The organism is Agrobacterium sp. T29 (genome assembly GCF_006970545.1).
GTDB classification, from domain to species: domain Bacteria; phylum Pseudomonadota; class Alphaproteobacteria; order Rhizobiales; family Rhizobiaceae; genus Agrobacterium; species Agrobacterium leguminum.
The window spans coordinates 386,582-410,184 of the sequence record NZ_CP040640.1 but is presented as its reverse complement, the minus strand read 5'-3'; the positions used below and the strand labels follow the sequence as shown (position 1 = coordinate 410,184).

Genomic DNA, 23,603 nt, shown 5'->3' with positions numbered 1-23,603 from the left:
ACTGCAAGAAAAAACAGCTTAAACGCCGCCTTTTCCACCCTCGTCTCGCCTGTCCGCCTTTTCCAGCAGCGGCGGCTTGGCCACCGCGCCGGTCGAGCGCAACACATTCAATACGCCTGCGCAGAAACCGAGAAGAAGAAGAACGATCATCCCCCACGGCGTCGTGCCGGCAAAATAGTCCAGAAGATAACCCAGCATAGCGCCGACCACGATGGCCGAAATGAACTCCGATGAGAGCTTAACCGCCATCGCAAAGCCCTTCCGGCTTTCCGCAGCGTTGGTCTCCGCCCTCACTTCCACCTCATCCTCCGCCTTCACCTTCGCCAACTCGTCAGCAAGGCGCTTGCGGCGCTCGTCCAGACTATCGTCACGGTTGCCCGTCATCTTAAAATCCCACCCATTTTCTCCGTTCCAGCCATGCCAGAACCCTTTGGAGTTGTAAACGGTGACGGATTAAGCCTGTTCCAGCCCGCTCTGAAGTCGCGCGCAACATAGTTTTAGGGGCTTCTCTAGTCAAGGCACTGGCGACGGTTGTTGCAGCACAAATTAATCACGCAAAAACAACAGCTTGACCTCAAATCGCCGTTTGACCGCGATGTTTCGCAAAGGAATCGGCATTTTTGACACGCAAAATGCGACAAATCGGCGGTGGTATCAGCTCCAGCCGCCACCATAGGTACGGTAAAAGACGTGCAATCCGATTCTGCCGACCTTCTTCATGGACTTGCCCCAGGCGGGACGCACGTAAACGGCGTGATAATGGGTGGCCGAACCCACTTCGTTCAACCAGATTTTGCCGGCGGTGGTGGCCATCGCCACCTCGCGCGCCATCTTCCAGTGGCGCTCGGAATTCACGCGGTCCTTGATATTGTCGCAGGCGAAGGAAAATTGGCAGCGGTTACGCCAGTCCTTGTTCTGGTAAACCACGCCGCAGATGGTTTTCGGATAGGAGGGGTTGCGCACGCGGTTAAGGATGACCTGTGCGACCGCCGCCTGTCCCTTCACCGATTCTCCGCGCGCTTCGAAGTAAATCCCGGATGCCAGGCATTGCTGCTCGGCCGCGGAAAACACCTCGGCCGGCAGCGGGGTTGCGGCCCATGCGTGGTCATCGGCGCTGATCTTCGGCACGAAACGGCCCGCGTCCGGCTTTTTGAGAATGGCGTCAAACGGCGACTCGCGGGCGAAATCCGGGGCGGCGGGTGCGTAAGCCGTCGCAAGAATGTCAGGTGTACGGTTGGTGACGAGCTCCGCCAGCATCGGCGAGACGCTCTTGTCGATCTTCTTTTCCTCACGACGGAAATAGAAGGAGGCAAGTTCCACGTCCTTGCCGCGCTTCGGCTTGACGAAAGCGGTGCGGTCCTTGCGCTTCAGCGGCTCGATATCCAGCATGCTGGTGCGTTGCAGGACGGAACCGGCGGTGAAGGCTTTGGGCGGCTGCATGATTTCGGTGGCGACGATACGGCCCTTCTTGGCGGCGCGATTGACGCGCTCGCTGTCGGGCGTCGTTGCCTCGCCCTTCTTGTTGGTGACGAAGGCGACCTTGCTGCCATTGGGCAGGGTCATGCCGCCGCCCTGCAGCGCCGCCTCCCCTGCGGCATCGTTGAAGGTGAGCGAGGCATTGTGCACCGAGCCCGCCGGAGAGGCCGTCAGCACCATGCGCCATTGCTCACCGCCATTATCCAGACCGGCCAGCAGCGAAGCGAGATCCGCGCGCGCGGCGAGGGAGGGAAAAACGAGCCAGGCGGCAAGGCCGAAGACGACGGGCGAGGTCCATTTTGACGCCCAACCCTGAAAGGACACGGGGGACCGACGACGCATTACTCTTTTCGAACGCAAAACCAGCACTCCGAACACCGACAACCATATTTGCTACAGGTGTTCGAGAATCTCTTATTAACCTTGATGCTTGGTTAACGCCGCGCACGGACGCGGCTTCACGTTAATGTGTAACCACTTTCTAATGCTCAGACCACGACGTGCGAGCCCAGTTCCACCACGCGGTTTGCCGGCAAGCGGAAGTAATCCGAGGGATCAGCGGCGGTTTCGGCGAGCGCGATGAACAGGCGGTTCTGCCAGCCCGGCATGCCCGATTTCGGATCCGGCACCAGCTTGCGGCGGCCGAGATAAAACGAGGTCGACATGATGTCGAACTTGTAGCCGGTGCGCCGGAGATAGCCCAGCGCCTGGGTGACGTTCTGGGTTTCCATGAAGCCGAAATGCAGTTCGACCACGACAAAACGTTCGCTCATCTTCGTCAGCGTATAACGATCTGCAGGATGAACGCGGGGCTGATCTTCGGTGCGGATCGTCAGAATGACGTTCTTGTCGTGAAGGACGTGGTTATGCTTGAGATTGTGCAGCAGTGCGGCCGGCGCCGCTTCCGGATCGCCGGTGAGGAAGATGGCCGTGCCGGGCACGCGCACCGGCGCATGGGCGCTTTCCTTTTCCACCGAGGCGATGAAAGCCTTCAGCGGCACATCGATGCGACGGGTCTTGGCGAAGAGGATTCTCGAACCGCGCTGCCAGGTGGTCATGATGACGGTGAAGGCGATTGCCAGCAGCACCGGCACATAACCGCCATCGTGAATCTTCAGGAGGTTCGCACCGAGGAAGATCAGCTCCAGCGCCAGAAGCGGGGCCAGAACGGCAATTGCCAGCCAGACCGACCACTGCCAGCGCTTGCGCACGAATTCGAAGAACATCAGGCTGGTGACGACCATCGCGCCGGTGACGGAAATACCGTAGGCGGTGGCCAGCGCATCCGAACTCTTGAAGGTGAGCACCAGCGCCACGACGCCGAACAGCAGGATGGTGTTGACGGCCGGCAGGTAAATCTGCCCCGTATTGGTTTCCGAGGTGAAGAGGATTTCCATGCGCGGCAGATAGCCGAGATGGATCGCCTGGCGCACAAGCGAAAACGCGCCGGTTATGACCGCCTGGCTGGCGATGATGGTGGCGGCGGTCGCCAGAATGACGGCCGGCAGGATCGCCCATTGCGGGAACATCAGGTAGAAGGGATTGGACATCGCCGCCGGGTCTTTCAGCACCAGCGCGCCCTGCCCGAGATAATTCAGCGTCAATGCCGGGAAAACCAGACAGAACCACGCCCACTGGATGGGACGGCGGCCGAAATGGCCGAGATCGGCGTAAAGCGCTTCCGCTCCGGTGATCGTCAGGAAAACCGCGCCAAGCACAACGATGCCGTAGAAGCCTTCATTGGCCAGAAACTCCACCGCGTGCCACGGGTTGAAGGCGAAGAGGATGCTGAAATCATCGGCGATGTGGAGGAGACCGGCCAGACCCATGACGATGAACCAGACGGCGGTGATCGGCCCGAAGAATTTCGCCACCGTGCCCGTGCCGTGGGACTGGATGGCGAAAAGGCCGATGAGAATGCCGACGGAAATCGGGATGATGAAGGCGTCCATTTCCGGCGTGACGAGCTTCAGACCCTCCACCGCCGAAAGCACCGAAAGCGCCGGGGTGATCATGGCATCGCCCAGAAACAGCGCCGCACCGATGAGGCCTAGCACGATGAGAACGCCGCGATGGGTGCCTGCCGTCTTCATCAGCAGCGCCAGCAGCGACAGCGTGCCACCCTCGCCGTCATTGTCGGCGCGCAGCAGCAGGGTAATGTATTTGAAGGTGACGATGATGGTCAAAGACCAGATCATCAGCGATGTGAGGCCGATGACTTCTTCCTGCGTCACGCCATCATAGGCGATGGGCCGCAGGGCCTCGCGGAAGGCGTAGAGCGGGCTGGTGCCGATATCGCCATAGACGACGCCGATGGAACCAAGGATCGCGGCGTAAAGCCCCTTGTTCTTGTGCTCGTCATCCGCATCCGGTTTCTCGGCAACATCCTTGTCAGCGATCTGGGACATGATGATCCTGGCTCCTCAGAGCCAGCCCTTCCAACGAAAAAAGAGAAACGGGATGATGGCGGACATCAGCATGATGACGAGCGCGAGCGGATAACCGAATGTCCAGTTCAACTCCGGCATGAGCTGAAAGTTCATTCCGTAGACAGAGGCCACCAGCGTCGGCGGCAGGAACACCACCGAAGCGATGGAAAAAATCTTGATGATGCCGTTCTGCTCGATGTTGATGATACCAAGCGAGGCGTCCAGCAGGAAGGTCAGATTGCCGGAAACGAAGGAGGCATGTTCGTTCAGCGACTGAATATCGCGGCCGATCGACTTGCCCTGCTCCCGCGCGCCCTTGTCTTCGCGCACCTGATCGCTGGTGGACAGAAAGGTCTGAAGGCGCGCCAGAGATGCAAGGCTCACGCGGACCTTCGATATCAGCCGGTGATAGGCGGCGATGTTGCCGAGGCGGTCTTCGAGATAGCGCGGCGCCTTGCGTTTGGAACGAGCCTGGCTGCCGAGAATGTCGGCGGCGAGATTGTCGATCCCCGTAACCGAGTTTTCGAGAATCTCCGCCGTGCGGTCGACGATGGTTTCCAGCAGCTTGAGGAGCAGCGCCGCGCCGCTGCGCATCTCGTGCGGAACGCGGGTGATGGCGGCAATGAAGAGATGGAAGGATTTCGGCTCGGCGTAACGGATCGTCACCAGACGCTTGCCGGCAAGGATGAAGGCGACGTCGGTGAGACGGGGATCGTCCGAATCCGCCTTCCACACCAGGGAGGCGGTCATGAAGACATTGCCGTCTTCCATATAAAGCCGGCTGGAGGGTTCGATATCCTTCAGATCTTCGCGGGTGGGCAGATCGAGCCCCAGCAGCTTTTCCACATGCTGCTCTTCCGCCCTGTCCGGATTGACGAGATCGATCCAGACGATGTCGTCGGGAATCTGTCCGGAGCCGTCGTCTGACGACAGGCTGATCGCCTCGCAATTGGCGCGATAGGCTTTTATCAATCCGTTTCTCCGCTCCACATTGCAGGCTTCAGCCGCAATGCTGCTTAACATATCCTGTTTGCGCTCGGCAAACCCTTGGACGACACTTCAGGGAACGCCGGAACGAGCGGGATTTTCACAATCTCGCCAGCCCGATGGACCAAGAGCCAAACGGCGCAGGCGTATGCGCCCAAAGCGAGATGCAATCAAGCAATATTTTTTCTCGACAGCATTGCAGGCGAAGCATTTCTGCAGTTCAAATCCGGAAAGCCTGCTCGATGTTGGCGATTAATCTTCTGTTTTCAAAGGATTATTAAAAGCGGGCAGACACCTGCCCGATTTTCCGTCCATGATTGCCGCGCTATTCGAAAACGATCTTCGGCGCCGCTTTTCTCTCGCCCGCACCGATGCGCGCCCAGACTTTTTCGGCAATATCGCGATAGATCGCGGCCTGCGGGCCATCGGGCTCGGCGGCGACGACCGGCGTTCCGGCGTCCGACATTTCGCGGATGGAGATGGTGAGCGGCACTTCGCCGAGGAAGGGTACGCCGATCCTTTCAGCTTCGGCCTTCGCGCCGCCATGGCCGAAAATATCGTAGCGCGCGCCGGTATCGGGCGCGATGAAATAGCTCATATTCTCGATGACGCCGAGGAGCGGAACCTCCACCTTGCGGAACATGGTGATGCCCTTGCGTGCGTCGATCAGCGCCAGATCCTGCGGCGTGGAAACGATGACGGCGCCGGCGAGCGGCACCTGCTGGGCGATGGTAAGCTGCGCATCGCCCGTGCCGGGCGGCATGTCCAGCACCAGCACATCCAGTTCGCCCCAGGCCACTTCGCGCAGCATCTGCATGAGGGCGGACTGCACCATCGGCCCGCGCCAGATCATCGCGGCTTCCTCATCCACCAGAAAGCCCATGGACATGACCTTCAGCCCGTAATTTTCCATGGGAAGGATGATGCGGTCTTCCTGCTGCTGCGGGCGGCCGGAAATTTTCAGCAGTCGCGGCAACGAGGGGCCATAAATATCGGCATCGAGCATGCCGACCTGGAGGCCGAGCGACTGGAGGCCGAGCGCCAGATTGACCGCGGTGGTCGATTTGCCCACCCCGCCCTTGCCCGAGGCGACGGCGATGATGGCCCGCACACCCGGTACGCCGACCTTCGACGAGCCGGGCTGTTGGGCCGGCCGGCCGGTTGCGGCGGCGGGGCGCGCGGCGGGTGCGGGTTGCTGCTGGCCGGGCTTGCGGTCGGCCGTTAGCGCCACGACCGCGCCGACGATACCTTCCACGCTTTTGGCCGCCTGTTCGGCGGCAAGCCGCAACGGCTCCATCTCCGCAGCCTTGTCGGCCGGGACAGTGATCGAGAAATAGGCCTTCGCATCGGCGATAAAGATTTCCGAGACCATGCCGAGTGCGACGATGCTCTTGCCGCTGCCGGGATAGATCACCGCTTCCAGCGCCTTTTCCACCTGGCTCCTGCTGACCTCTGCCATATTCCTGCTCCGCTTCATCATCCGACCGGGTATTGCGTGCCATCCATAGACAAGCCGGAGCGCTTCGCCAATGCCAAAGCGCGACAGTCAGGCATTCGCGACGATTTAACGCTGCGGTTTCAGATTTCGTCGTCCATCTCGAGCGTTTCCGGATCGAAAACATGGCCGTCGAAAAAACAGTCGGGGCCGAGCACCAGACCCGTGCGGGATGCGCCGACATGAACAGGCTCGCGCAGCGTGCCTTCGAGCTTCAGATTAGCACCCGGCACCGGCGCGAAAAGCGGCTTCATCGCCTTGCGGAAAATATCCGGCCGGTAGGCGTTGCGGGCCGCCTCCACCACGGCGGGATCGAACCGGTAATCGGCGGAAACCTCGCCCCAGCGCAACATCTGGCTGAAGAACCACAGGGCCTGGCTCTGCCAGGGAAAATTGGCGGCCTTGGCGCTGGTCACGAAAAACTCCTGAAAACGCTGCATGTCCTTCTGCGAGGTGGAAATATAGCCCGTCAGCGCCGGCAGCAGGAATTCGCCATTCTCATCCATATATTGAGGGGCGGCGAGGATGCCGGCCAGTTCCTCGATATTGGCGGCATTGGCGCACCATTCGCCGGCACGGTAAAGGGCACGCAACAGCCCTTCGAGAAGGGCGGGATTATCCTCCGCCCAGCGCTTCTTCGTAGCCAGTATCTTTTCCGGCGCATTGTGCCAGATCAACGCCCCGGTGGTGACGATCCGGCCGGCGCCGCCGAGCACCACGGCGCTGCCCGCCGGTTCGGCGGTACAGAGCGCATCGACCTTGCCGCTTTCCAGGAGCGCCGGCATCGCCTTCGGCAGGGCCTCGACGATTTCCATATCCCGGCCGAGCAGCACGCCGCAGCTTCCGAGCAGGTAACGCAGCACATAAAACGGCGTGGAGACGATATCCTCGACCGCAAAGACCGGCGGATTTCCGCCCGCCGCCCGGCGCGCGGCGCAGACACGGGCCATGGCGCGTCCAAAAGCCGCCGGGTCCGGCAGCTTCAGCCCTTCGCGGTAGAGTTCGTCATAAAATCCGTGAGAAACGGTCGTCGCCGATCCACCGAGGGAAAGCGTGAAAACGCCGACAATATCGGCCGGCAGATCGTCGAGGCCGACAGCGGAGCCGACGGGAACCGGAGCGGGCAGATGCGCGACGTGAACGCCATCCTCGCCAAGCGCCGCAAGCACGGCGCGGGCGGACTGTTTTCGGAAAAGTTCGAGTTCTATGCCTTCATCGGCAGCAAAGCCTTTTTCGGCAGCGGCTATCAGCACGGCGCAATCGATAGTCGGAGAAAATCCTGCTTTTACCTTATGCCGTTCCGGCAAACGATTTCTCCTTTCCGGTGATTCGAAAAGAGGATCGCCCAGGAAGCGGTTTATCACAATGATAAAATTAAGATTTCGCTATTTTATCAGGCCGACCCGCAGCGCTTTTGCGACGGCCTGGGTGCGGTTGACCGTGTCGAGTTTTTTCGTCGCGCGGTTCAGGTAATGATTGATGGTATGTTCCGACAGCATCATGATTTCAGCGATTTCGGCGCTGGTCTTGCCGGCGGCGGTCCAGTTCAGGCAGTCGATCTCCCGCTCGCTCAAAGTTTCGGGAACCCTGAGATCGAGGCGACGGATTTCAGACAGCCGGGCAAAGACATGGCTGGAAATGTAAAAAAGCTCCGCAAGCCGGCTGGCGGGCACAGCCGTCTTGTTGCCGGAAAAGGATACCGCGCCCCGTCGCATGGTGATGTCGTGAACGGGAAACCAGACCGAATTGATCATCTCGAACCGTTCGAAAAGGTTGATCACGGTTTTCTTGGCGATTTCTCCGTCGCCTCTGACCAGAAAATCCATGGAGACGGAAAAGGGGACGGTCGATTTTTTCAACTGCGCCATCACCCGGCTGGTCTGGAGCATGCCCTCTTCATCGTAACGCTGCAGAAGCTCGGCCGGCCAGCTGGTGATGATCGTATATTGCGACAGTTCGCTCGCCACTTCCGAAGACAGGTCGAGCACCATGAAAGCCTTGAATTCCCAGGCCTCCGTCAGCCGTTTCAGAAACCGGAATATATCGAATTGCGTGTTGAGATCGGCGATCTCGCGAACGCAATCAACACCAATCGACTGAACGGCGGCCGTCTCTGTTTTCTGCATCAAAGCTGTTCTTCGAGAATGAGAAAATGCCGCCGCAAAGGCCTGCCCTTGCCCGGAAATTGTTGCGGATGTTACTCACCAAAACGATTCATGCAAACAAAAGTTGAAAACTTAATTCAGAATAGTCGAAAATAATATCGAACGCATAAGAATGGGTGCATGGCCGACGGTTCCGCACGGGAAAATCCAGGGACTGCGAGCGCTGTTTTCTTCAACCATCCGCAACCGGGGATAATCTGCAGGCAAGATCGTCGGAAATCCTGTCGGCGGTCTCGCGCACCAGGGGGGCCCATTTGCGGAGCTGTTCCGCATCCACGCGATAGGCCGGACCGGTGACGGAAATCGCCGCGCGAAAATTGCGGCCGGGCGCCCGGACCGGCGCGGCGACGCAGTGAATTCCGATCTCGTGCTCCTGAAGGTCGAACCCGTAGCCGTTGTCGCGAATGGTCGCCACCTCTGCCATCAGCGCTTCCGGCGTCGTGAGCGTGCTTTCCGTGAAGCGATGAAAATCCAGTTCCGCCGCCAGCTGCGCCAGATCGTCGGCGGAGAGCAGCGACAGCGCCGCCTTGCCCACCCCGGTGCAATAGGCTGGCGAGGTTTTGCCCACCTGCGAATGCATGCGCAATGTATGCCGGCCCTCCATCTTGTCGAGATAGGTGACCTGTCTGCCGTTCAGCACGGCGAGATGCACCGACTCCTGCGTCACCTCTTGCAAGGCCGCCAGATGGGGGGCCGCGACGCTGCGCAGGTCGTTGCCGCTCCAGGCTTTCGCGGCCAGTTGCAGCAACCTCAGCCCCACGGCATAGGTCTGATCGGCAGCGTGATCGACAAGGCCTTCGGCGACAAGATGGGCGAGCTGACGATGAACCGTGCCGCGCGGCTGGCCGCAGGCTTCGACCACATCGGTAAAGCGCATCGGTTTTTCAGCAAAGGCGATCAGCTCCAGCAGCGAGACGGCCTTGCCGAGCGTGCCAGTGTCAACTCCGGCTTTCCGTTGCGCCATCGGAACCGCATAAGGCTTTTGCCCATTGGGCTTTTTATTATCGGGCATGGCAACATCCACCATCATCTGCCTTGACATAAGCGTGACGCCAAGAGAATAATTCCATTTAGTAAAATCTAGTTCCAAATAATGGAACAATCAAGCCTTTCATGGACGAGATGACGCCGATGACGCAAGCCCAATTTCCGGACCTCAAGGATGCGGGCGTGCTCGTCACCGGCGGCGGTTCCGGCATCGGGGCATCGCTGGTGGAAGCCTTTGCGATGCAGGGCGCGAAGGTTTCGTTCATCGATATCGCCGAAGAGCCGAGCCTGGCGCTCGTCAAGCGGCTTGCGACAACGGCGCCGCATCCAGTCCACTTCTTCAAGACCGACCTTCGTGATATTGCGGCGATCGAAAAGACGGTGGAGGCCGCGGCCTCCGCCACCGGCGGCATCAAGGTGCTGGTCAACAACGCCGCCTGGGACGACCGCCACGACATAGACACGGTGACGGAAGCCTATTGGGACGCCAATCAGGCGGTCAATCTCAAGCAGATGTTCTTCACGGTTCAGGCAGCCCTGCCCTATCTGCGGCAGGCGAAGGACGCCTCCATCGTCAATTTTTCGTCCATCTCGTTTCTGCTCAACATGGGCGAGTTGCCCTCCTATGCGGCGGCCAAGGCCGGCATTATCGGGCTGACGAAAAGCCTTGCCGGACGGCTGGGGCCGGAAAATATCCGCGTCAACACGCTGCTGCCCGGCATGATCGTGACGGAGCGGCAGAAGGAACTATGGCTGACGGATGAGGGCATTGCCGCCACCACCGCGCGGCAATGTCTGAAACGCACGCTCGTCGCCGCCGATCTGGCGGGCCCGTGCCTGTTTCTCGCATCATCGGCATCGGGCGCCATCACGGCGCAATCCATAATCGTAGACGGAGGCCTCCTATAATGTCCGAACCCGCTTTCATCGCCGTCGACTGGGGTACGACCAGTTTCCGGCTCTGGCTCATGAGCCGATCGGGCGCGGTGCTGGCGGAGCGCAGAAGCACGGAAGGCATGACCACGGCCATGCGGACCGGTTTCGCCGATGTGCTGCAATCGCACCTCGACGCCATCGGCGCGCCGGAAGGTTTGCCGGTTCTCGTCTGCGGCATGGCAGGCGCGCGGCAGGGCTGGGTCGAAGCGGGTTATATTGACGTGCCGACATCGCTTTCGGCGGTTCTCGATGGTGCGGTTCGCGTGCCGGGCCAGGCGCGGGATGTGCGCATTTTGCCGGGGCTGGCGCAACGGGATAAAAACGCGCCCGATGTCATGCGCGGCGAGGAAACGCAATTGCTCGGCGCTCTCGCCTCCTCGGACGCCGGTGAAAAACTCGTCTGCATGCCCGGCACTCATTCCAAATGGGTGACCGTGAAGGATGGCGGCGTCACGGGTTTCGCCACTTTCATGACCGGCGAACTCTTCGAAGTCGTCTCGAAACAGACGATCCTTTCCCATGCGGTGGCCGAGGCGGAAGCCTTTACCGGCGAGCATGCGGCTTTCACGGCCGCGGTGCGCGACATCTACGCCAATCCGCAGCTTGCGACCAATCGCTTCTTCACCCTTCGCTCCGGCCAGTTGCTACACGGCCTCACCGCCACCGACGCCAAGGCCAAGCTTTCCGGCATCATGATCGGGCTGGAAATCGCCGGCGCGCATTCCACCGCCCGGCGGGAGACACCGGTGGTGCTGATCGGTTCCGGCGCGCTCGGCGCGCTTTACGAAGGCGCCTTCACCGCCCTTGATATCCACTATACGGTCATCGATGCAGACGAGGCCGTGCGGCGCGGATTGCTGGCCGCTGCAAATGCCATCTGGCCATAAGAAGAAAGATCGACCATGCGTATTCCCTTCCCTTCCATCAAATATCCGCTGATCGCCATCCTGCGCGGTCTGAAACCCGAGGAAACCGAAGGCGTCGTCGGCGCGCTGATCGAAACCGGCTTCCGCGCCATTGAAATCCCGCTCAACTCGCCCGATCCGTTCCGCTCCATCGAGATCGCCGCGAAGATGGCGCCCGCCGATTGCCTGATCGGCGCTGGCACCGTGCTCAGCGTGGAAGACGTGGCCTCGCTGGATGCGGCCGGCGGCAAGCTGATGGTGAGCCCGAATGCCGACGCCGATGTGATCGTTGCCGCGCGCGTCAAGGGCATGGTGACGATGCCGGGTGTTCTGACCCCCACCGAGGCGCTGGTGGCCGCGAAGGCCGGCGCGACGGGGCTGAAATTCTTTCCCGCCAGCATCATCGGCCCCGCCGGCATCAATGCGATCCGGACGATCCTGCCGAAGGATCTGGTCATCGCCGCCGTCGGCGGCGTCTCGGACAAGAATTTCGCTGAATATACCTCGGCCGGTATCGTGGCTTTCGGGCTTGGCACCAGTCTTTACAAGCCGGGCATGACGGCAGCGGAGGTGCGCGAACGCGCCACTGTCACACTTTCAGCCTATGATGCAGCCATCGGAGGATAAGAGCTTGGCGACTGTTTTTCCCTTTGCCGGACGTGTTCTGGACGAGACGCCGATGCTGCTCGGCGAAGGCCCGACCTTCGATCCTGCGACCGGCACCGCCTGGTGGTTCAATATTCTCGAGCGGGAACTGCATGAGCTGCATCTCGCCTCCCGCCGCAAGACCGTGCACGCTTTGCCCTTCATGGGCAGTGCGCTCGCCAAGGTCAGCGACAGCAAGCAGCTGATCGCCTCCGATGACGGGCTTTTCCTGCGCGACACGGCAACCGGCGTGCTGACGCTGCATGCGGAGCTGGAAAAGGATTTGCCCGGCAACCGCTCCAATGACGGGCGTATGCACCCTTCCGGCGCGCTGTGGATCGGCACCATGGGCCGCAAGGCGGAGACCGGCGCGGGCAGCATCTATCATGTCGCGAAGGGCACCGTGACCAAGCTGTTTGCCGAGATCAGCATTCCGAATTCGATCTGCTTCTCGCCCGATGGCGCGACGGGATATTACGTCGATACCAAGGTGAACAAGCTGATGCGGGTGCCGCTCGATGCCGAGACCGGCCTTCCCGCAGGCAAGGCTGAAGTCTTCATCGATTCCACCGGTATCAAAGGCGGCATCGACGGGTCGGTCTGCGATGCCGAAGGGCATATCTGGAACGCCCGCTGGGGCGTGGGCGCTGTGGATCGTTACGATACGGACGGCAATCACATCGCCCGATATGAGGTGCCCGGCGGACAGACGACCTGCCCCGCCTTCATCGGCCCCGACGCATCGCGCCTTCTCGTCACCTCGGCGCGCGAACATCTCGACGACGACGCCATTGCCGCCAATCCGCAGCATGGGTTGACGTTCGAGCTGGGGGTTGAGGTGAAGGGTCGGTTCGAGCCGCTTTACAGGCTCTAAGGCGCGGGTTCGGAAAAACAGCGCCTGGAACGCTAAATGTAATGGCGTTCCAGAACCCCTCATTCCTGTGCTTGTCACAGGAATCCAGTCAGCCCAAGTCCTTGGGCTGGAAGGAGTCGTTTCGCCGCGCAGACGCGCGTCGGCTGGATTCCTGTGACAAGCACAGGAATGAGGGCTGGTGAGTTCGACTCCGATCGATGGTCACCGGTTTTCAGGAAATATCCGACAATATCTCGCGGTAATTCTCGTGCAGATAGCGCTGGGTCGCGGCGGCATCGGCGGGGCGGCCGTAGAAATAGCCCTGCCCCATGGCGCAGCCGAGCGCGCGCAGCTTTTCCTCTTCCGCCCGTTCTTCGATCCCTTCGGCCACGACCTCGAGATCGAGCCCTTCACACATGGCGACGATGGCCTTGATGATATGTTCGGAAGGGCGGTCGCTGCTGATGCGCGAGACGAAGGCGCGGTCGATCTTCACCTTGTCGAAGGTGAAATCGCGCAGGCGGCCGAGGCTCGACTGGCCGGTGCCGAAATCATCCAGCGAAATGCGAACACCGGCGCTCTGCAATTCGCTGATGATGCGCTGGGCGGTATCGGCGGAAGTCATCACAGCCGTTTCGGTGATCTCAAGCTCCAGCCGGTGCGGATCGAGGCCGACACGCGAGAGGATGGAGAGAATATTGTCCGCCGTGCTGGGGTCCATCAATTGCGCGGAAGAGAGGTTGAAGGACAGGAAGAGTTCACGCGGCCAGAACAGGGCCGCTTCCGCCGCCTTTCGGAGCAAAGCTTCCGACAGCGCATCGATGAAACCGCGCTCTTCGGCAAGCGGCACGAAAACGGCGGGCGATACGAAACCGAGATCGGGATCGTTCCAGCGAGCCAACGCCTCGAAACCGATGACTTTCGCCTCTTCCAGCCTGACGATGGGCTGGAAATGCACGTCGATGGCATCGGTTATGATGGCGTTTCTGAGCGCCTGTTCCAGTTGCGTGGCGCGCTTCATCTCCTGCGCGATCTCGCGCGAATAGACCGTGATCTGGCCGCGGCCACGTCTCTTGGAGCGATAGAGCGCCGTCTCGGCGCTTTTCAGTAAATCCTCGAATTCATCGCCGGCGAAGGGATAGATGGCGAAACCGAAGGAGGAGGACAGGCGGACATTGCGGTCGCCGAGATCGTAAGGGGCCGAAAGCACGTCCTTGATCATGTTGCCGATGCGCTCGGCACCGGTGCGCTCGAACACCAGCGGCAGCACGAAGGCGAATTCGTCGCCGTCATGGCGCGTCACGACCGCGCCATCGGGAATGCAGGCCTTCAGCCGGTGCGCGACCTGACACAGGATTTCATCGCCCGCCTGCACGCCGAACAGATCATTGATGGGTTTGAAGCCGTCTATATTGGCGATGCCGACCGTGAAAGGCGCCGGATCGCTGGAGCGCTCGCTGGCAAGCATGCGAATCTTGTCCCGCAGACGGTAGCGGTTGCCGAGCCCCGTCAGCGGGTCGCTGTAGGCCATCGCCTGCAGCTCGTTCTGGCTGACCTGCAACGTTTGCGGCTCTGCCCGTTTCATTCCTGCATCTCGTGAATCCTGTGTCGACCGCGCTCACAATGCAGGGCAAGTATTAAAAAAGCCATAGCCTCCTGACAAAGGCTACGTCATGCCTGCAGCCGCAGGACATCCTTGCCGAAAAGCCGCAGGAAAACCGCCTCGACCATATCCGGGCTGACGGGTTTCAGCAGCATGTCGTCCATGCCGGACGCGCGGCATTTATCGAGATCTCCCTCGAAAGCGTGGGTGATGACACCGACGATGGGAATGTGCTTTTCGCCGCAAAGGCTGCGCATGCGGCGCGCGACCTCGAAGCCGTCGATATCGCCCAGCGTCGTGTCGAGCAGGACGGCGGAAGGCGGCTGTTCGGCAAAGAGACGCAGGGCTTCCTCGCCCGAGGTGGCAAGCCGCCAGGAAAGCCCGAGGCCCTCGAGTATCTGCGAAAAGACGATCTGGTTGACCCTGTTATCCTCGACGAGAAGTATATCGCAGACACCGCCGGTCTTGAGGATTTCCGGAATATCCTCCGTCATGATCTCCCAGTCCTCGTCGGCGGTTTTCTCCTTCGGAGACGATTGCAGCCCGGCCGCAAGATAATGCAGCAGCGAAGCGTCTATTTCCTCTTCCTCGATGGTGACGACGGGCAGATCATGCGCGGCGGCAATATCGAGGCAGGCGACGCTCATCTGGGCGTCGACAACGACCACATCGATGCTCACACCGGCGGAGGCCGCGACATCGATGAAGGCGCGCTGCTCGTCCTCGCTCGTCACCGCCGCATGGTCCATGCCGCCAGCCGTCAGCCGGCGACCTGCGGCTTCCGCAAAGCGTCCGTTTTCAGAGACGATCAGCACCGCCTTGCTCTTTAAAACCCCGCCGCGCTTATCCGTTTCCTCATCCCTGCCGTAAGTGGAGGCGACGAAAGGGACATGTTCGAGCGAGGGGATGACGGGCATGCCGTTGGCATCGATGGTCGCGAGAGCAGTCACGTCCTCCATCGTCGTTACCAGGAAATATCGGCCGGGCCTGCCCACACGCTGCTTGCGGGTGATGGTCAGCACCTCTTCGCCGTTCAGCCGCCGCACCCTTTCGGGGATGACGCTCGGCGTGCCGCTATCCAGCACCATGCGATCGGCAATATCGATCCGTCCGGCGACCTTGCGCGAGTGGAGATCGAAAACGGTGCGGCCGAGAATGCTCTCGGGGCTGGTTTCGACCAAAGCGCAGGCGGATTTGTTGACGGCGGCATAGGCCATGTTCCGGTCCTTGACGAACACGGGAAACGGCAGATTGTCGAGAATATCCTCGATGAGCTGCACGCGCTCGAGGTCGATGCGCCATTGCTCTTCACGCTTCTTCTGTTCGGAAATATCCGCAACCACGCTGATGCCGAGGCCCGACGGCAGGCGATTCATGACGAAGCGCAGGAAGCGTTCTCCCTTCAGCCTCTCGGTTTTTTCCGATCTTTCCTTCCAGTGCAGCGCCAGCCGCTCGCCGATCCATTCCTCCCGGCCGAGCGGACGGGCATTGGCGGAGAGGCTTTCCGCCTCCAGCAGATAACAATCGTAAAGCGCGCTCAGATAGTCGCGCAGCCGTGCGCCCGTGCCAACGACGGCCTCTTCCAGCGGAAAAAAGCTCAAGAGTTTCCGGCTTGCGAAAATAATGTGATCGTTCCGGTCGTAAACGACGATCGCCGCGCCAAGCGCGTCGCAAAGGGCATCAAGCATCACCGTATGAACGCCCGCGCCAGAGGACGCCAAATCACTCAACTGCAAACTCCCGCCTGTTTTTCAGGGGTCAGGCTTATGTTTCTAGTGGAATCGTCCGGAGCTGATGCCGGGATGAAACGAAAAATTCCGAAAAAGAGACATCAGGGTTTGCAACTTGAAGCAGTCTTGAGGGGAAGATGACGCTCACCCATATTCGACGTCACACACCGCCCGGCGAAGGCGGCCCCGTTCCTGCGGTCATTTCAAGCCGCCTCACCATAATCAAGGCCGATTAAAGGCGGATTAACGCTTAACGCCATGTTGACGGAAATGATCGAATGCCAGACAGGCCGCAAAACATGTGCAAATTTCCGCAGCTCGAGTTTTTTGCTTTCGAAGCCACGGCGAATCCGCGAAAATGACGATCATGGCCATCAAGCAGCTTTCAGAAACCCTCATCAACCAGATCGCCGCCGGCGAGGTCATCGAAAGGCCCTCCAGCGCCACGAAGGAACTGGTGGAAAACGCCATCGACGCGGGCGCGACCCGGATCGAGATCGCCACGGCGAGCGGCGGCAAGGGGCTGGTGCGGATCACCGACAACGGCTCCGGCATGTCGCCGGCCGATCTGGAGCTTGCGGTCAGGCGTCACTGCACCTCGAAAATTTCCGATACGCTGGACGATATCCGCACGCTCGGGTTTCGCGGCGAGGCGCTGCCCTCCATCGGCTCCGTCGCCAAGCTGACAATCACCAGCCGCCAACAGGGCGCTGAACAGGGCTCGGTCATTTCCGTCACCGGCGGCAAGGTGTCCGATGTGCGGCCCGCCGCCTCGAATGCCGGCACCATCGTCGAGGTGCGCGACCTGTTCTTCGCCACGCCGGCGCGGTTGAAATTCCTGAAAACGGAACGGGCTGAGGCCGCCGCCATCACCGAGGTCGTCAAACGGATGGCGATCGCCTTTCCGCATATCCGTTTCGTGCTCTCCGGCACCGACCGCTCAACGCTCGAAATCCCTTCGACCGGCGACGACCATCTCGCCCGCATGGCGCAGATTCTCGGTGCCGAATTCAAGGACAACGCCATCGAGATCGATGCCGGGCGCGAGGATGTGACGCTGACCGGTTTTGCCGGCGTGCCGACCTTCAATCGCGGCAACTCGGCGCATCAATATGTTTTCGTCAATGGCCGCCCGGTGCAGGATAAGCTGCTTTTATCCGCCATTCGCGGCGCCTATGCCGAAACCGTGCCGCATGGGCGATATCCGGTCGCGGTGCTGTCCATCACGCTCGATCCCGCCTTTGTGGATGTGAATGTGCACCCGGCAAAATCCGATGTGCGTTTTCGCGATCCCGGCCTCATTCGCGGGCTGATCGTCGGCGCGATCCGGCAGGCGCTGACGCGTGACGGCGACAGGGCCGCAACGACGGGTGCGAGCCAGATGATGAACGCCTTCCGCCCCGGCTACAGCCCATCCGGCCTCCGGCCCTCGCCTTCCATGGCAGCCCCCGCGCCATGGTCCGCCGCCACCTCGCCCTCCCGCCCGCTTGCGGTTTCAGGCGGGGCGCAATTTGCAGAGGCGGTGCAGTCACGCTTTTCCGACATCACCATGCCGACGGCGCGGGCCGAGCCTCGGGACACTGACGAGACTGCCGCAAGCCCCTCGCCGGAACCTGTGCTTTATCCGCTCGGAGCCGCGCGGGCGCAGCTGCACGAGAATTACATCATCGCGCAGACGGAAAACGGCCTCGTCATCGTCGATCAGCATGCCGCGCATGAGCGGCTGGTGTTCGAACAGATGCGCAATGCGCTGCATTCCAGGCGGCCGCCTTCGCAGGTGTTGCTCATCCCTGAAATCATCGACCTGCCGGAAGAGGATTGCGACCGGCTGATGGATCACGCCGCCGGTTTCGATGCGCTGGGCCTCGTCATCGAGCGTTTCGGGCCGGGCGCGGTCGCCGTTCGCGAAACACCCGCCATGCTGGGCGAGGTCAACGTGCAGGGGCTGGTGCGCCAGCTTGCCGACGAGATTGCCGAATGGGACGCGGCCTCAACGCTTGCCAACAAGCTGGAATATGTCGCGGCCACCATGGCCTGCCACGGCTCCGTGCGTTCCGGCCGGCGCATGCGGCCGGAGGAGATGAACGCGCTTCTGCGGCAGATGGAAAACACACCGGGTTCCGGCCAGTGCAATCACGGCCGTCCGACCTATATCGAACTGAAACTTTCCGATATAGAACGGCTCTTCGGCCGTAGCTGACGCCGCAAGCAGGCGGGGCTGGCCTTGCGCCGCGCCGGGCTATATAAATTTGAGATACTGGAGCACCCAATTGTTCAGGAAAACGCTGCGCCGTTTCGGACTGGGTGCCCTGACGGGACAGAGCAGGAGACGAAAACGGATGAACAGATTTGAAGGAGGCGGCAACCGCCTCGCCGTCATCGAATATCTCGACGGTGACTTCCGCATCGTCCAGACCGGCTCGCACGTCATCTGCGCCATCACCGGCAAAAGCATTCCGCTCGATGAGCTGCGCTACTGGAGCGTGGCGCGGCAGGAGGCCTATGTGGATGCGGCGGCTTCGCTGGAAGCCGAAAAGAAGGCTGGCAATTTGCCGGCGTGAGTTGGGAAGCGGCGCGTTGAGTATGGCGCGTGTGCCTCCTCTCATCCCTGTGCTTGTCACAGGGATCCAGCCAGCCCAAGTCCTTGGGCTGAGAGGACTCTTTCCGCCACGCAGGCGCGCGCCAACTGGATTCCTGTGACAAGCACAGGAATGAGGAGAAGTGGGTGCACGGCGGTTTATCTTCTTCCGTACTCTAAACCGACGTCCGCGCATTGTCCCGCAGCAGGCGCGCACGGCAGTTCCTCACCGCCGTATCGATGATCGTCGCGGCCGCGTTGGGGTCGTCGAACACCATGTCGATTTCGATCACCAGGCTGTTCCACAACAACTCTTCCGCCCGGCCGTGGTGCCCGTTAAGCCGCACCGCGTCCTTGGCCGTCGTCACCAGTTGCAGGTTCTCTTTGCCGGCGTCCTGCAGAAGATCGGCAATTTCGTCATCGCTGAAATGATGATGATCCGGGAAAGAGCGCTGCAGCACGATGTCGCCGCCGAGCGCCTCGACGGTTCGATAAAATTTGGCCGGGTCGGCGATGCCCGCATAGGCCAGCACGCGCCTTCCCCTGAAATCCTGCGGCTCCTGCGGCGTGATCGCCGCCACGAAAACGGGTTTGGCGGCCTTTGCCGCCTGCCGGACCAGGGCATCGGCCGCATGGCCATTGCCGACCTTCAGGAGCCCGGTCATGTGCCGCATCTGCTCGGCAAGCGGCGCCCTCACCGGGCCGCCCGGCACCAGATGGCCGTTGCCGATGCCGCGCATCGTATCGACGACGACAAGCGCATAATCCAGCGTCAGGCGTGCGCTCTGAAAGCCGTCATCCATGATGATGAGATCGACGCCCTCCTTCACCAGCCGGTGCGCGCCTTCCACGCGCTTGCGGGAAATGACCGTGACCGCCTCTCGCGCCAGGAGCAGCGGCTCATCGCCGACATCGGCCGAGCGGTGCTGTCCGGGATCGACAAGGGTAGTGACGTCGAGCGTGCCGCCGTAACCGCGGCTGAGAAATCCGGGTTTCAGGCCCTTTGCGACGGCGGCTCTCGCAATTGCCATCGCCGTCGGTGTCTTGCCGGCGCCGCCCACGGTGAAGTTGCCGATGCAGATGACCGGAACGGCAACGCTTGCCCTCTTCGCCGTTCGCATCCGCCGGCCGGCGATCTTGCCGTAAAGAAGCGAGAAAGGAGACAGGAGCCACGCCTGCCAGCCCGCTTTCTGCCACCAGAACGGCGGCGCTTCAGAAACCATCTATTCCCGCTCCCGGCCGCGTCGCCCACGGCATTCCGTTCGCCCGTCACATGTCAGGAGGTTGTTTGCCAGAAAAAACCGTAAATTGCAAAAATGGAATAAACGGGTTTGATGGAGCCGCACCCGGCACGGTGGAAATTCCACCGGGTTCAGAGAGCCCGTTCCGGCAAAAGCGCTTCGAGCGCGGTGATGTCGTCGAAACAAAAATCGGCATCGGCGCCGAGGCTTTCGCGCGAGCCTGTTCCGGTCAAAACGGCGATGCGCAGACCGGCACCGGCATTCTTCGCCATATGCAGATCGTGATTATTGTCGCCGACCACCGCCACACGCTCCGGCGGAAAGCCTATCGCCTCGCAGAAACCGAGAACCATGCCGGGCTGCGGCTTGGTGCCGTAACCGCTGTCATATCCCGCGACAAAATCGACGTCCTTTTCGAAACCGAAGCGGATGGCCGTCTGGCGGATGGAGTTTTCATTGTCGCTGGAGGCGATGCCGAGCTTGTAGCCGCGTGCCTTCAGCCTTGCGAAAAACGCCTTGAGATCGGTCACCGGCACGGATTTATCCGCCGCATCGGTAAACAACCGGTCGAGGCGCGCCGTCAGTTCCCCGACATCGCAGGGCGAGCCGGCGGCAACCAGACCGGCGGCGATTTCCGCGGTGTTGCCGGCGGCCAGAAGGCTGTCCGGCACCACATGACCGGTAACGGGGTCCATGCCGCAGGCGGAAAGAAGCCGGTCGGCAAGAACGGGATCGCCCTTGGCGGCAATCGCCGCAAGTTCGCGGTTCACCGGACCCCAGCTGGCGTCATAGCCGAGAAGCGTGCCGTCCTTGTCGAAAAGGACTGCGGCGATCGATTGCGCCGCGTTGAGTTCGATATCCGCTACCATGAACCGATGGCGCTCCGCGGTTGCAGCTTGGCGGAAACGGTGAGCGGGTTGATATAGGGTTCCAGCGCCTTGACGGTGGAGGACAGCGCGCCGCGCATATCCTGAATGACCCGGTTGCCCGCATCGATCATCTTGTAACGCTCATTGTCGTTGACCAGCAGATAGTGCACCGCCTTGGCCAGCATCTCCACATCGCGGATGATACGACCGCCGCCGGCGCGGATCAGCTTCTGATAAGCCTCGCGGAAATTTTGCACATGCGCGCCAGACAGGACGGCGCAGCCGAGCATGGCCGGCTCAAGCGGGTTCTGCCCGCCTTCCGCCGTCAGCGAGCGGCCGACGAAGGCAAGCTCGGTCAGACGCAGATAAAGCCCCATTTCGCCGATGGAATCGCCGAGGAAAATATCGGTTTCCGGGGTGATCACGTCATTGCGGCTGCGGCGGGCGACCGAAAGATTCATGCCCTTCAGCATCGCCTCGACATCGTCGCCACGCTCGGGATGGCGCGGCACGATGATGGTCAGTTGCCCATTGCGCGACTTGATCGCCGCATGCACGGTGGCGGCAGCCTTCTCCTCGCCGTCGAAAGTGGAGATGGCGGCCCATGTCTTGCGATTGCCGACCTGCTTGCGATAGCTCTCCAGAAGCGCCTCGTCGCAGGGCGGCGGGTCGGTGTCGCCCTTGAGGTTGCCTGAAATCACCACCGGCCAGGAGCCGAGATCGCGGAAGCGTTCGGCATCGACATCGGATTGCGCAACCACCAGCGCAAGCTTGGAAAACAGCGATTCAGCAATGTCATGCCGGGCTTTCCAGCGGTCGAAGGAACGGTCGGAGAGACGTGCATTGACCCGGATTTGCGGAATGTGCCGGCGTTCCAGCTCCATCATCGTCACCGGCCAGATTTCCGATTCAGCGGTGATGGCGGCATCCGGCGCCCAGTAGGTCAGGAAACGGTTGACCGCGATCTTGATATCGAGCGGCACATATTGATGGATCACATCGTCGCCCAGTCGCGTGCGGGTCAGTTCGGCCGACGTGACGGTGCCGGTGGTCAAAAGAACGAAGATATCGCGCTTGCGGATTTCGCGGATCAGCGGAATAAGCGCCAGCGTTTCGCCCACGCTTGCGGCATGGAACCAGACGAGCGGCCCGCGCGGGCGCTCGGCGCTGGCATAACCGAAGCGTTCGAGCCGACGGCGCTTGTCTTCCTTGCCCTTCGCCGCCCGGTAGGAAAGATAGGGCTTCGCGAACGGGTAAGCGGCGATACCGGCAATGCGGTAACCGGAAAGAGCGAAACGTGCGATACGGCTGCTCATGACATTCTGCCCTTGATCATTCCGCGCAATGCCCTTCCCCTGTTTTTGGTTGTTATCGCCGCCTACTTCTTCTCAAATTGCGTCATTTTTTGTCATCGGAAACGAAAGCGCGATCACATTTTCTCGCCCCGGTATTCCCGGCCTGCGCCGCTCGCGCAGGAATCACGGGAAAACTCGCTTTCACCCAATAGTATTACAACGCAAGGGCAAAAGGACTCAAATTTTGTCGTCCGGATTGAGAAGACGGTGCATATGCACGATAAAATAACGCATATGGGCGTTATCGACAGTCATCTGCGCCTTGGACTTCCATGCGGTGAGCGCGGAAGCATAGTCCGGATAGATACCGACGATATCGAGCGCCTTCAAATCCCGGAACTGAACATCCTGAAGGTTTTCCAGTTCGCCGCCGAATACGAGGTGCAGCAGCTGTTTCTGTTTGCCAGATTCCGTCATGTCTTTGTCTCTTTCTTAAACTCTGAGAGAGGCATTCATCTGCGGGATTTCCCGGCAAACGTCAACTGTCAGACAGATGTGAAAACGCTTTCAAAAGTGCAGGCAGCGCATAATCTGCTGCGGCGCACAATGCGGGGTGGTTCACCTGCCGGCGATTATACATCAGAGGTTTTCCATCCAGCCCGACCAGCCGGCCGCCGGCCTTCTCCAGAATGAGGTCGGCGGCGGCGAGATCCCACTCGTGCGAGTTGGCCTTGACCAGCGTTCCGTCGATGCGGCCATCAGCCACCATGGCCAGCCGGTAGGCGAGCGAGGGCACGTGCGGAATGCGCTTGACGCCGCCCCGCACCTCTTCCGGCAGATGCGCGATCACGTCTTCGGGCGCCGCCAGATGGAAGATGCCGGCGTTTTCGCGCGCGGCCAAAACGGGCGCACCGTTTTTCAGCGCTTCTCCGCCTTCAAATGCGGTGAACTCCTCGGCAAGCGCCGGGGCGACAAGGGCCGCGGCCACCGGCCGCCCCTCATGCACCACCGCGACGCTGACGCACCAGGTATCCCGGCCGCCGATGAAGGCGCGGGTGCCATCGATGGGATCGACAACGAAGACGGTGGAACGGGAAAGGCGGTCCGTATCGTCATCCGTCTCTTCGGAAAGCCAGCCGTATTCCGGCCGGGCGGAGCGCAGGATGGTTTCGAGGATTTCATTGGCGGCGTAGTCGGCCGCGCTGACCGGCGAAAGCCCGCCATTCTTCCACCAGACCTCGGGATCCTTGCGGAAGAAACCGAGGGCCGTCTCGCCCGCCTTGCGGGCGGCTTCGAGGACCAGCCTCAGATCGGAGGCCCAGCGGGCCTCAGCCATATCGTTCATTTTGCCGTCTTTTCCGCGCGCCTCACACGGCGCGCCTGTTTTTCTCTTCGCACTTGCACACAAA

The 23,603-nt window shown here is 61.0% G+C and carries 21 protein-coding genes; 6 read left to right on the top strand and 15 right to left on the bottom strand.

Features of this window, described 5'->3' with window-relative positions:
* Positions 1-18: 18 nt before the first annotated feature.
* The 8 genes from FGF54_RS01995 to FGF54_RS01960 all read right to left on the bottom strand — a co-directional run bounded on the left by FGF54_RS01995 (position 19) and on the right by FGF54_RS01960 (position 9,594).
* On the bottom strand, positions 19-384 hold the full coding sequence (locus FGF54_RS01995) for an AtpZ/AtpI family protein (RefSeq protein WP_142778791.1): 366 nt from the start codon (positions 382-384) through the stop codon (positions 19-21).
* Between the two features lie 270 nt (positions 385-654).
* Positions 655-1,818 carry a cell wall hydrolase gene (locus tag FGF54_RS01990; RefSeq protein WP_168207972.1) on the bottom strand — a complete coding sequence of 388 codons (1,164 nt, stop codon included), beginning with the start codon at positions 1,816-1,818 and terminating at the stop codon, positions 655-657.
* Positions 1,819-1,964: 146 nt separating this feature from the next.
* A complete protein-coding gene (locus FGF54_RS01985) occupies positions 1,965-3,884 on the bottom strand; it encodes a potassium transporter Kup (RefSeq protein WP_003521042.1) in 1,920 nt (639 codons plus the stop codon).
* A 15-nt stretch (positions 3,885-3,899) separates the two neighbouring features.
* On the bottom strand, positions 3,900-4,877 hold the full coding sequence (locus FGF54_RS01980) for a magnesium transporter CorA family protein (RefSeq protein WP_059760778.1): 978 nt from the start codon (positions 4,875-4,877) through the stop codon (positions 3,900-3,902).
* A 340-nt stretch (positions 4,878-5,217) separates the two neighbouring features.
* Positions 5,218-6,351 carry an Mrp/NBP35 family ATP-binding protein gene (locus tag FGF54_RS01975; protein ID WP_142778788.1) on the bottom strand — a complete coding sequence of 378 codons (1,134 nt, stop codon included), beginning with the start codon at positions 6,349-6,351 and terminating at the stop codon, positions 5,218-5,220.
* A 119-nt stretch (positions 6,352-6,470) separates the two neighbouring features.
* Positions 6,471-7,694, bottom strand: a complete 1,224-nt coding sequence (locus FGF54_RS01970; protein WP_142778786.1) for a CmpA/NrtA family ABC transporter substrate-binding protein — start codon at positions 7,692-7,694, stop codon at positions 6,471-6,473.
* 78 nt (positions 7,695-7,772) lie between these two features.
* Positions 7,773-8,513, bottom strand: a complete 741-nt coding sequence (locus FGF54_RS01965; RefSeq protein WP_020809269.1) for an autoinducer binding domain-containing protein — start codon at positions 8,511-8,513, stop codon at positions 7,773-7,775.
* 211 nt (positions 8,514-8,724) lie between these two features.
* The gene (locus FGF54_RS01960) at positions 8,725-9,594 is read right to left on the bottom strand and encodes an IclR family transcriptional regulator (protein ID WP_168207971.1); all 870 of its coding nucleotides are present in this window, start codon (positions 9,592-9,594) and stop codon (positions 8,725-8,727) included.
* 71 nt (positions 9,595-9,665) lie between these two features.
* Between FGF54_RS01960 and FGF54_RS01955 the strand changes: the two genes are divergently transcribed.
* From FGF54_RS01955 to FGF54_RS01940, 4 genes are read left to right on the top strand one after another with little or no spacing between them, the layout of a single operon-like run.
* Entirely contained in the window at positions 9,666-10,448 is a 783-nt protein-coding gene (locus FGF54_RS01955) for an SDR family NAD(P)-dependent oxidoreductase (protein ID WP_168207970.1), read from the top strand.
* Positions 10,448-11,362, top strand: coding sequence for a 2-dehydro-3-deoxygalactonokinase (locus tag FGF54_RS01950; RefSeq protein WP_020809272.1), 915 nt, complete (start codon positions 10,448-10,450; stop codon positions 11,360-11,362). Before FGF54_RS01955 ends, FGF54_RS01950 begins: the two co-directional genes overlap by 1 nt.
* A gap of 15 nt (positions 11,363-11,377) precedes the next feature.
* Positions 11,378-12,007, top strand: a complete 630-nt coding sequence (locus FGF54_RS01945) for a 2-dehydro-3-deoxy-6-phosphogalactonate aldolase (RefSeq protein ID WP_003521032.1) — start codon at positions 11,378-11,380, stop codon at positions 12,005-12,007.
* Between the two features lie 4 nt (positions 12,008-12,011).
* Positions 12,012-12,899, top strand: coding sequence for an SMP-30/gluconolactonase/LRE family protein (locus tag FGF54_RS01940; RefSeq protein WP_142778782.1), 888 nt, complete (start codon positions 12,012-12,014; stop codon positions 12,897-12,899).
* 211 nt (positions 12,900-13,110) lie between these two features.
* On the opposite strand, the gene FGF54_RS01935 is transcribed toward FGF54_RS01940, so the two are convergent.
* Positions 13,111-14,463, bottom strand: coding sequence for a bifunctional diguanylate cyclase/phosphodiesterase (locus tag FGF54_RS01935; RefSeq protein ID WP_003521030.1), 1,353 nt, complete (start codon positions 14,461-14,463; stop codon positions 13,111-13,113).
* 86 nt (positions 14,464-14,549) lie between these two features.
* Positions 14,550-16,169, bottom strand: a complete 1,620-nt coding sequence (locus FGF54_RS01930) for a response regulator (protein ID WP_168208115.1) — start codon at positions 16,167-16,169, stop codon at positions 14,550-14,552.
* A gap of 409 nt (positions 16,170-16,578) precedes the next feature.
* Between FGF54_RS01930 and mutL the strand changes: the two genes are divergently transcribed.
* A complete protein-coding gene (mutL, locus tag FGF54_RS01925; protein ID WP_142780096.1) occupies positions 16,579-18,411 on the top strand; it encodes a DNA mismatch repair endonuclease MutL in 1,833 nt (610 codons plus the stop codon).
* A 139-nt stretch (positions 18,412-18,550) separates the two neighbouring features.
* Positions 18,551-18,772: a DUF2093 domain-containing protein gene (locus FGF54_RS01920; protein WP_020809536.1), complete on the top strand. Its 222-nt coding sequence runs from the start codon at positions 18,551-18,553 to the stop codon at positions 18,770-18,772.
* 193 nt (positions 18,773-18,965) lie between these two features.
* On the opposite strand, the gene lpxK is transcribed toward FGF54_RS01920, so the two are convergent.
* The 5 genes from lpxK to FGF54_RS01890 form a co-directional block, all read right to left on the bottom strand.
* Positions 18,966-20,012, bottom strand: coding sequence for a tetraacyldisaccharide 4'-kinase (lpxK, locus tag FGF54_RS01910; RefSeq protein ID WP_142778778.1), 1,047 nt, complete (start codon positions 20,010-20,012; stop codon positions 18,966-18,968).
* A 149-nt stretch (positions 20,013-20,161) separates the two neighbouring features.
* Complete coding sequence (locus FGF54_RS01905) at positions 20,162-20,899, bottom strand: HAD family hydrolase (protein WP_142778776.1); 738 nt, start codon at positions 20,897-20,899, stop codon at positions 20,162-20,164.
* Positions 20,893-22,215 (bottom strand): lipid IV(A) 3-deoxy-D-manno-octulosonic acid transferase, encoded by a 1,323-nt coding sequence (gene waaA / locus FGF54_RS01900; protein ID WP_127756293.1) that lies wholly within the window; start codon positions 22,213-22,215, stop codon positions 20,893-20,895. Before waaA ends, FGF54_RS01905 begins: the two co-directional genes overlap by 7 nt.
* A gap of 216 nt (positions 22,216-22,431) precedes the next feature.
* Positions 22,432-22,671, bottom strand: a complete 240-nt coding sequence (locus FGF54_RS01895; RefSeq protein ID WP_003521023.1) for a DUF4170 domain-containing protein — start codon at positions 22,669-22,671, stop codon at positions 22,432-22,434.
* A 61-nt stretch (positions 22,672-22,732) separates the two neighbouring features.
* Complete coding sequence (locus FGF54_RS01890) at positions 22,733-23,539, bottom strand: 3'(2'),5'-bisphosphate nucleotidase CysQ (RefSeq protein ID WP_142778774.1); 807 nt, start codon at positions 23,537-23,539, stop codon at positions 22,733-22,735.
* Positions 23,540-23,603 lie beyond the last annotated feature (64 nt).

Coding starts and splice junctions, on each gene's coding strand:
- FGF54_RS01995 (WP_142778791.1), bottom strand. CDS start 384: ATGACGGGCAACCGTGACGATAGTCTGGACGAGCGCCGCAAGCGCCTT.
- FGF54_RS01990 (WP_168207972.1), bottom strand. CDS start 1,818: ATGCGTCGTCGGTCCCCCGTGTCCTTTCAGGGTTGGGCGTCAAAATGG.
- FGF54_RS01985 (WP_003521042.1), bottom strand. CDS start 3,884: ATGTCCCAGATCGCTGACAAGGATGTTGCCGAGAAACCGGATGCGGAT.
- FGF54_RS01975 (WP_142778788.1), bottom strand. CDS start 6,351: ATGGCAGAGGTCAGCAGGAGCCAGGTGGAAAAGGCGCTGGAAGCGGTG.
- FGF54_RS01965 (WP_020809269.1), bottom strand. CDS start 8,513: ATGCAGAAAACAGAGACGGCCGCCGTTCAGTCGATTGGTGTTGATTGC.
- FGF54_RS01960 (WP_168207971.1), bottom strand. CDS start 9,594: ATGTCAAGGCAGATGATGGTGGATGTTGCCATGCCCGATAATAAAAAG.
- FGF54_RS01955 (WP_168207970.1), top strand. CDS start 9,666: ATGGACGAGATGACGCCGATGACGCAAGCCCAATTTCCGGACCTCAAG.
- FGF54_RS01950 (WP_020809272.1), top strand. CDS start 10,448: ATGTCCGAACCCGCTTTCATCGCCGTCGACTGGGGTACGACCAGTTTC.
- FGF54_RS01945 (WP_003521032.1), top strand. CDS start 11,378: ATGCGTATTCCCTTCCCTTCCATCAAATATCCGCTGATCGCCATCCTG.
- FGF54_RS01935 (WP_003521030.1), bottom strand. CDS start 14,463: ATGAAACGGGCAGAGCCGCAAACGTTGCAGGTCAGCCAGAACGAGCTG.
- FGF54_RS01930 (WP_168208115.1), bottom strand. CDS start 16,169: ATGCTTGATGCCCTTTGCGACGCGCTTGGCGCGGCGATCGTCGTTTAC.
- mutL (WP_142780096.1), top strand. CDS start 16,579: ATGGCCATCAAGCAGCTTTCAGAAACCCTCATCAACCAGATCGCCGCC.
- FGF54_RS01920 (WP_020809536.1), top strand. CDS start 18,551: ATGAACAGATTTGAAGGAGGCGGCAACCGCCTCGCCGTCATCGAATAT.
- lpxK (WP_142778778.1), bottom strand. CDS start 20,012: ATGGTTTCTGAAGCGCCGCCGTTCTGGTGGCAGAAAGCGGGCTGGCAG.
- FGF54_RS01905 (WP_142778776.1), bottom strand. CDS start 20,899: ATGGTAGCGGATATCGAACTCAACGCGGCGCAATCGATCGCCGCAGTC.
- waaA (WP_127756293.1), bottom strand. CDS start 22,215: ATGAGCAGCCGTATCGCACGTTTCGCTCTTTCCGGTTACCGCATTGCC.
- FGF54_RS01895 (WP_003521023.1), bottom strand. CDS start 22,671: ATGACGGAATCTGGCAAACAGAAACAGCTGCTGCACCTCGTATTCGGC.
- FGF54_RS01890 (WP_142778774.1), bottom strand. CDS start 23,539: ATGAACGATATGGCTGAGGCCCGCTGGGCCTCCGATCTGAGGCTGGTC.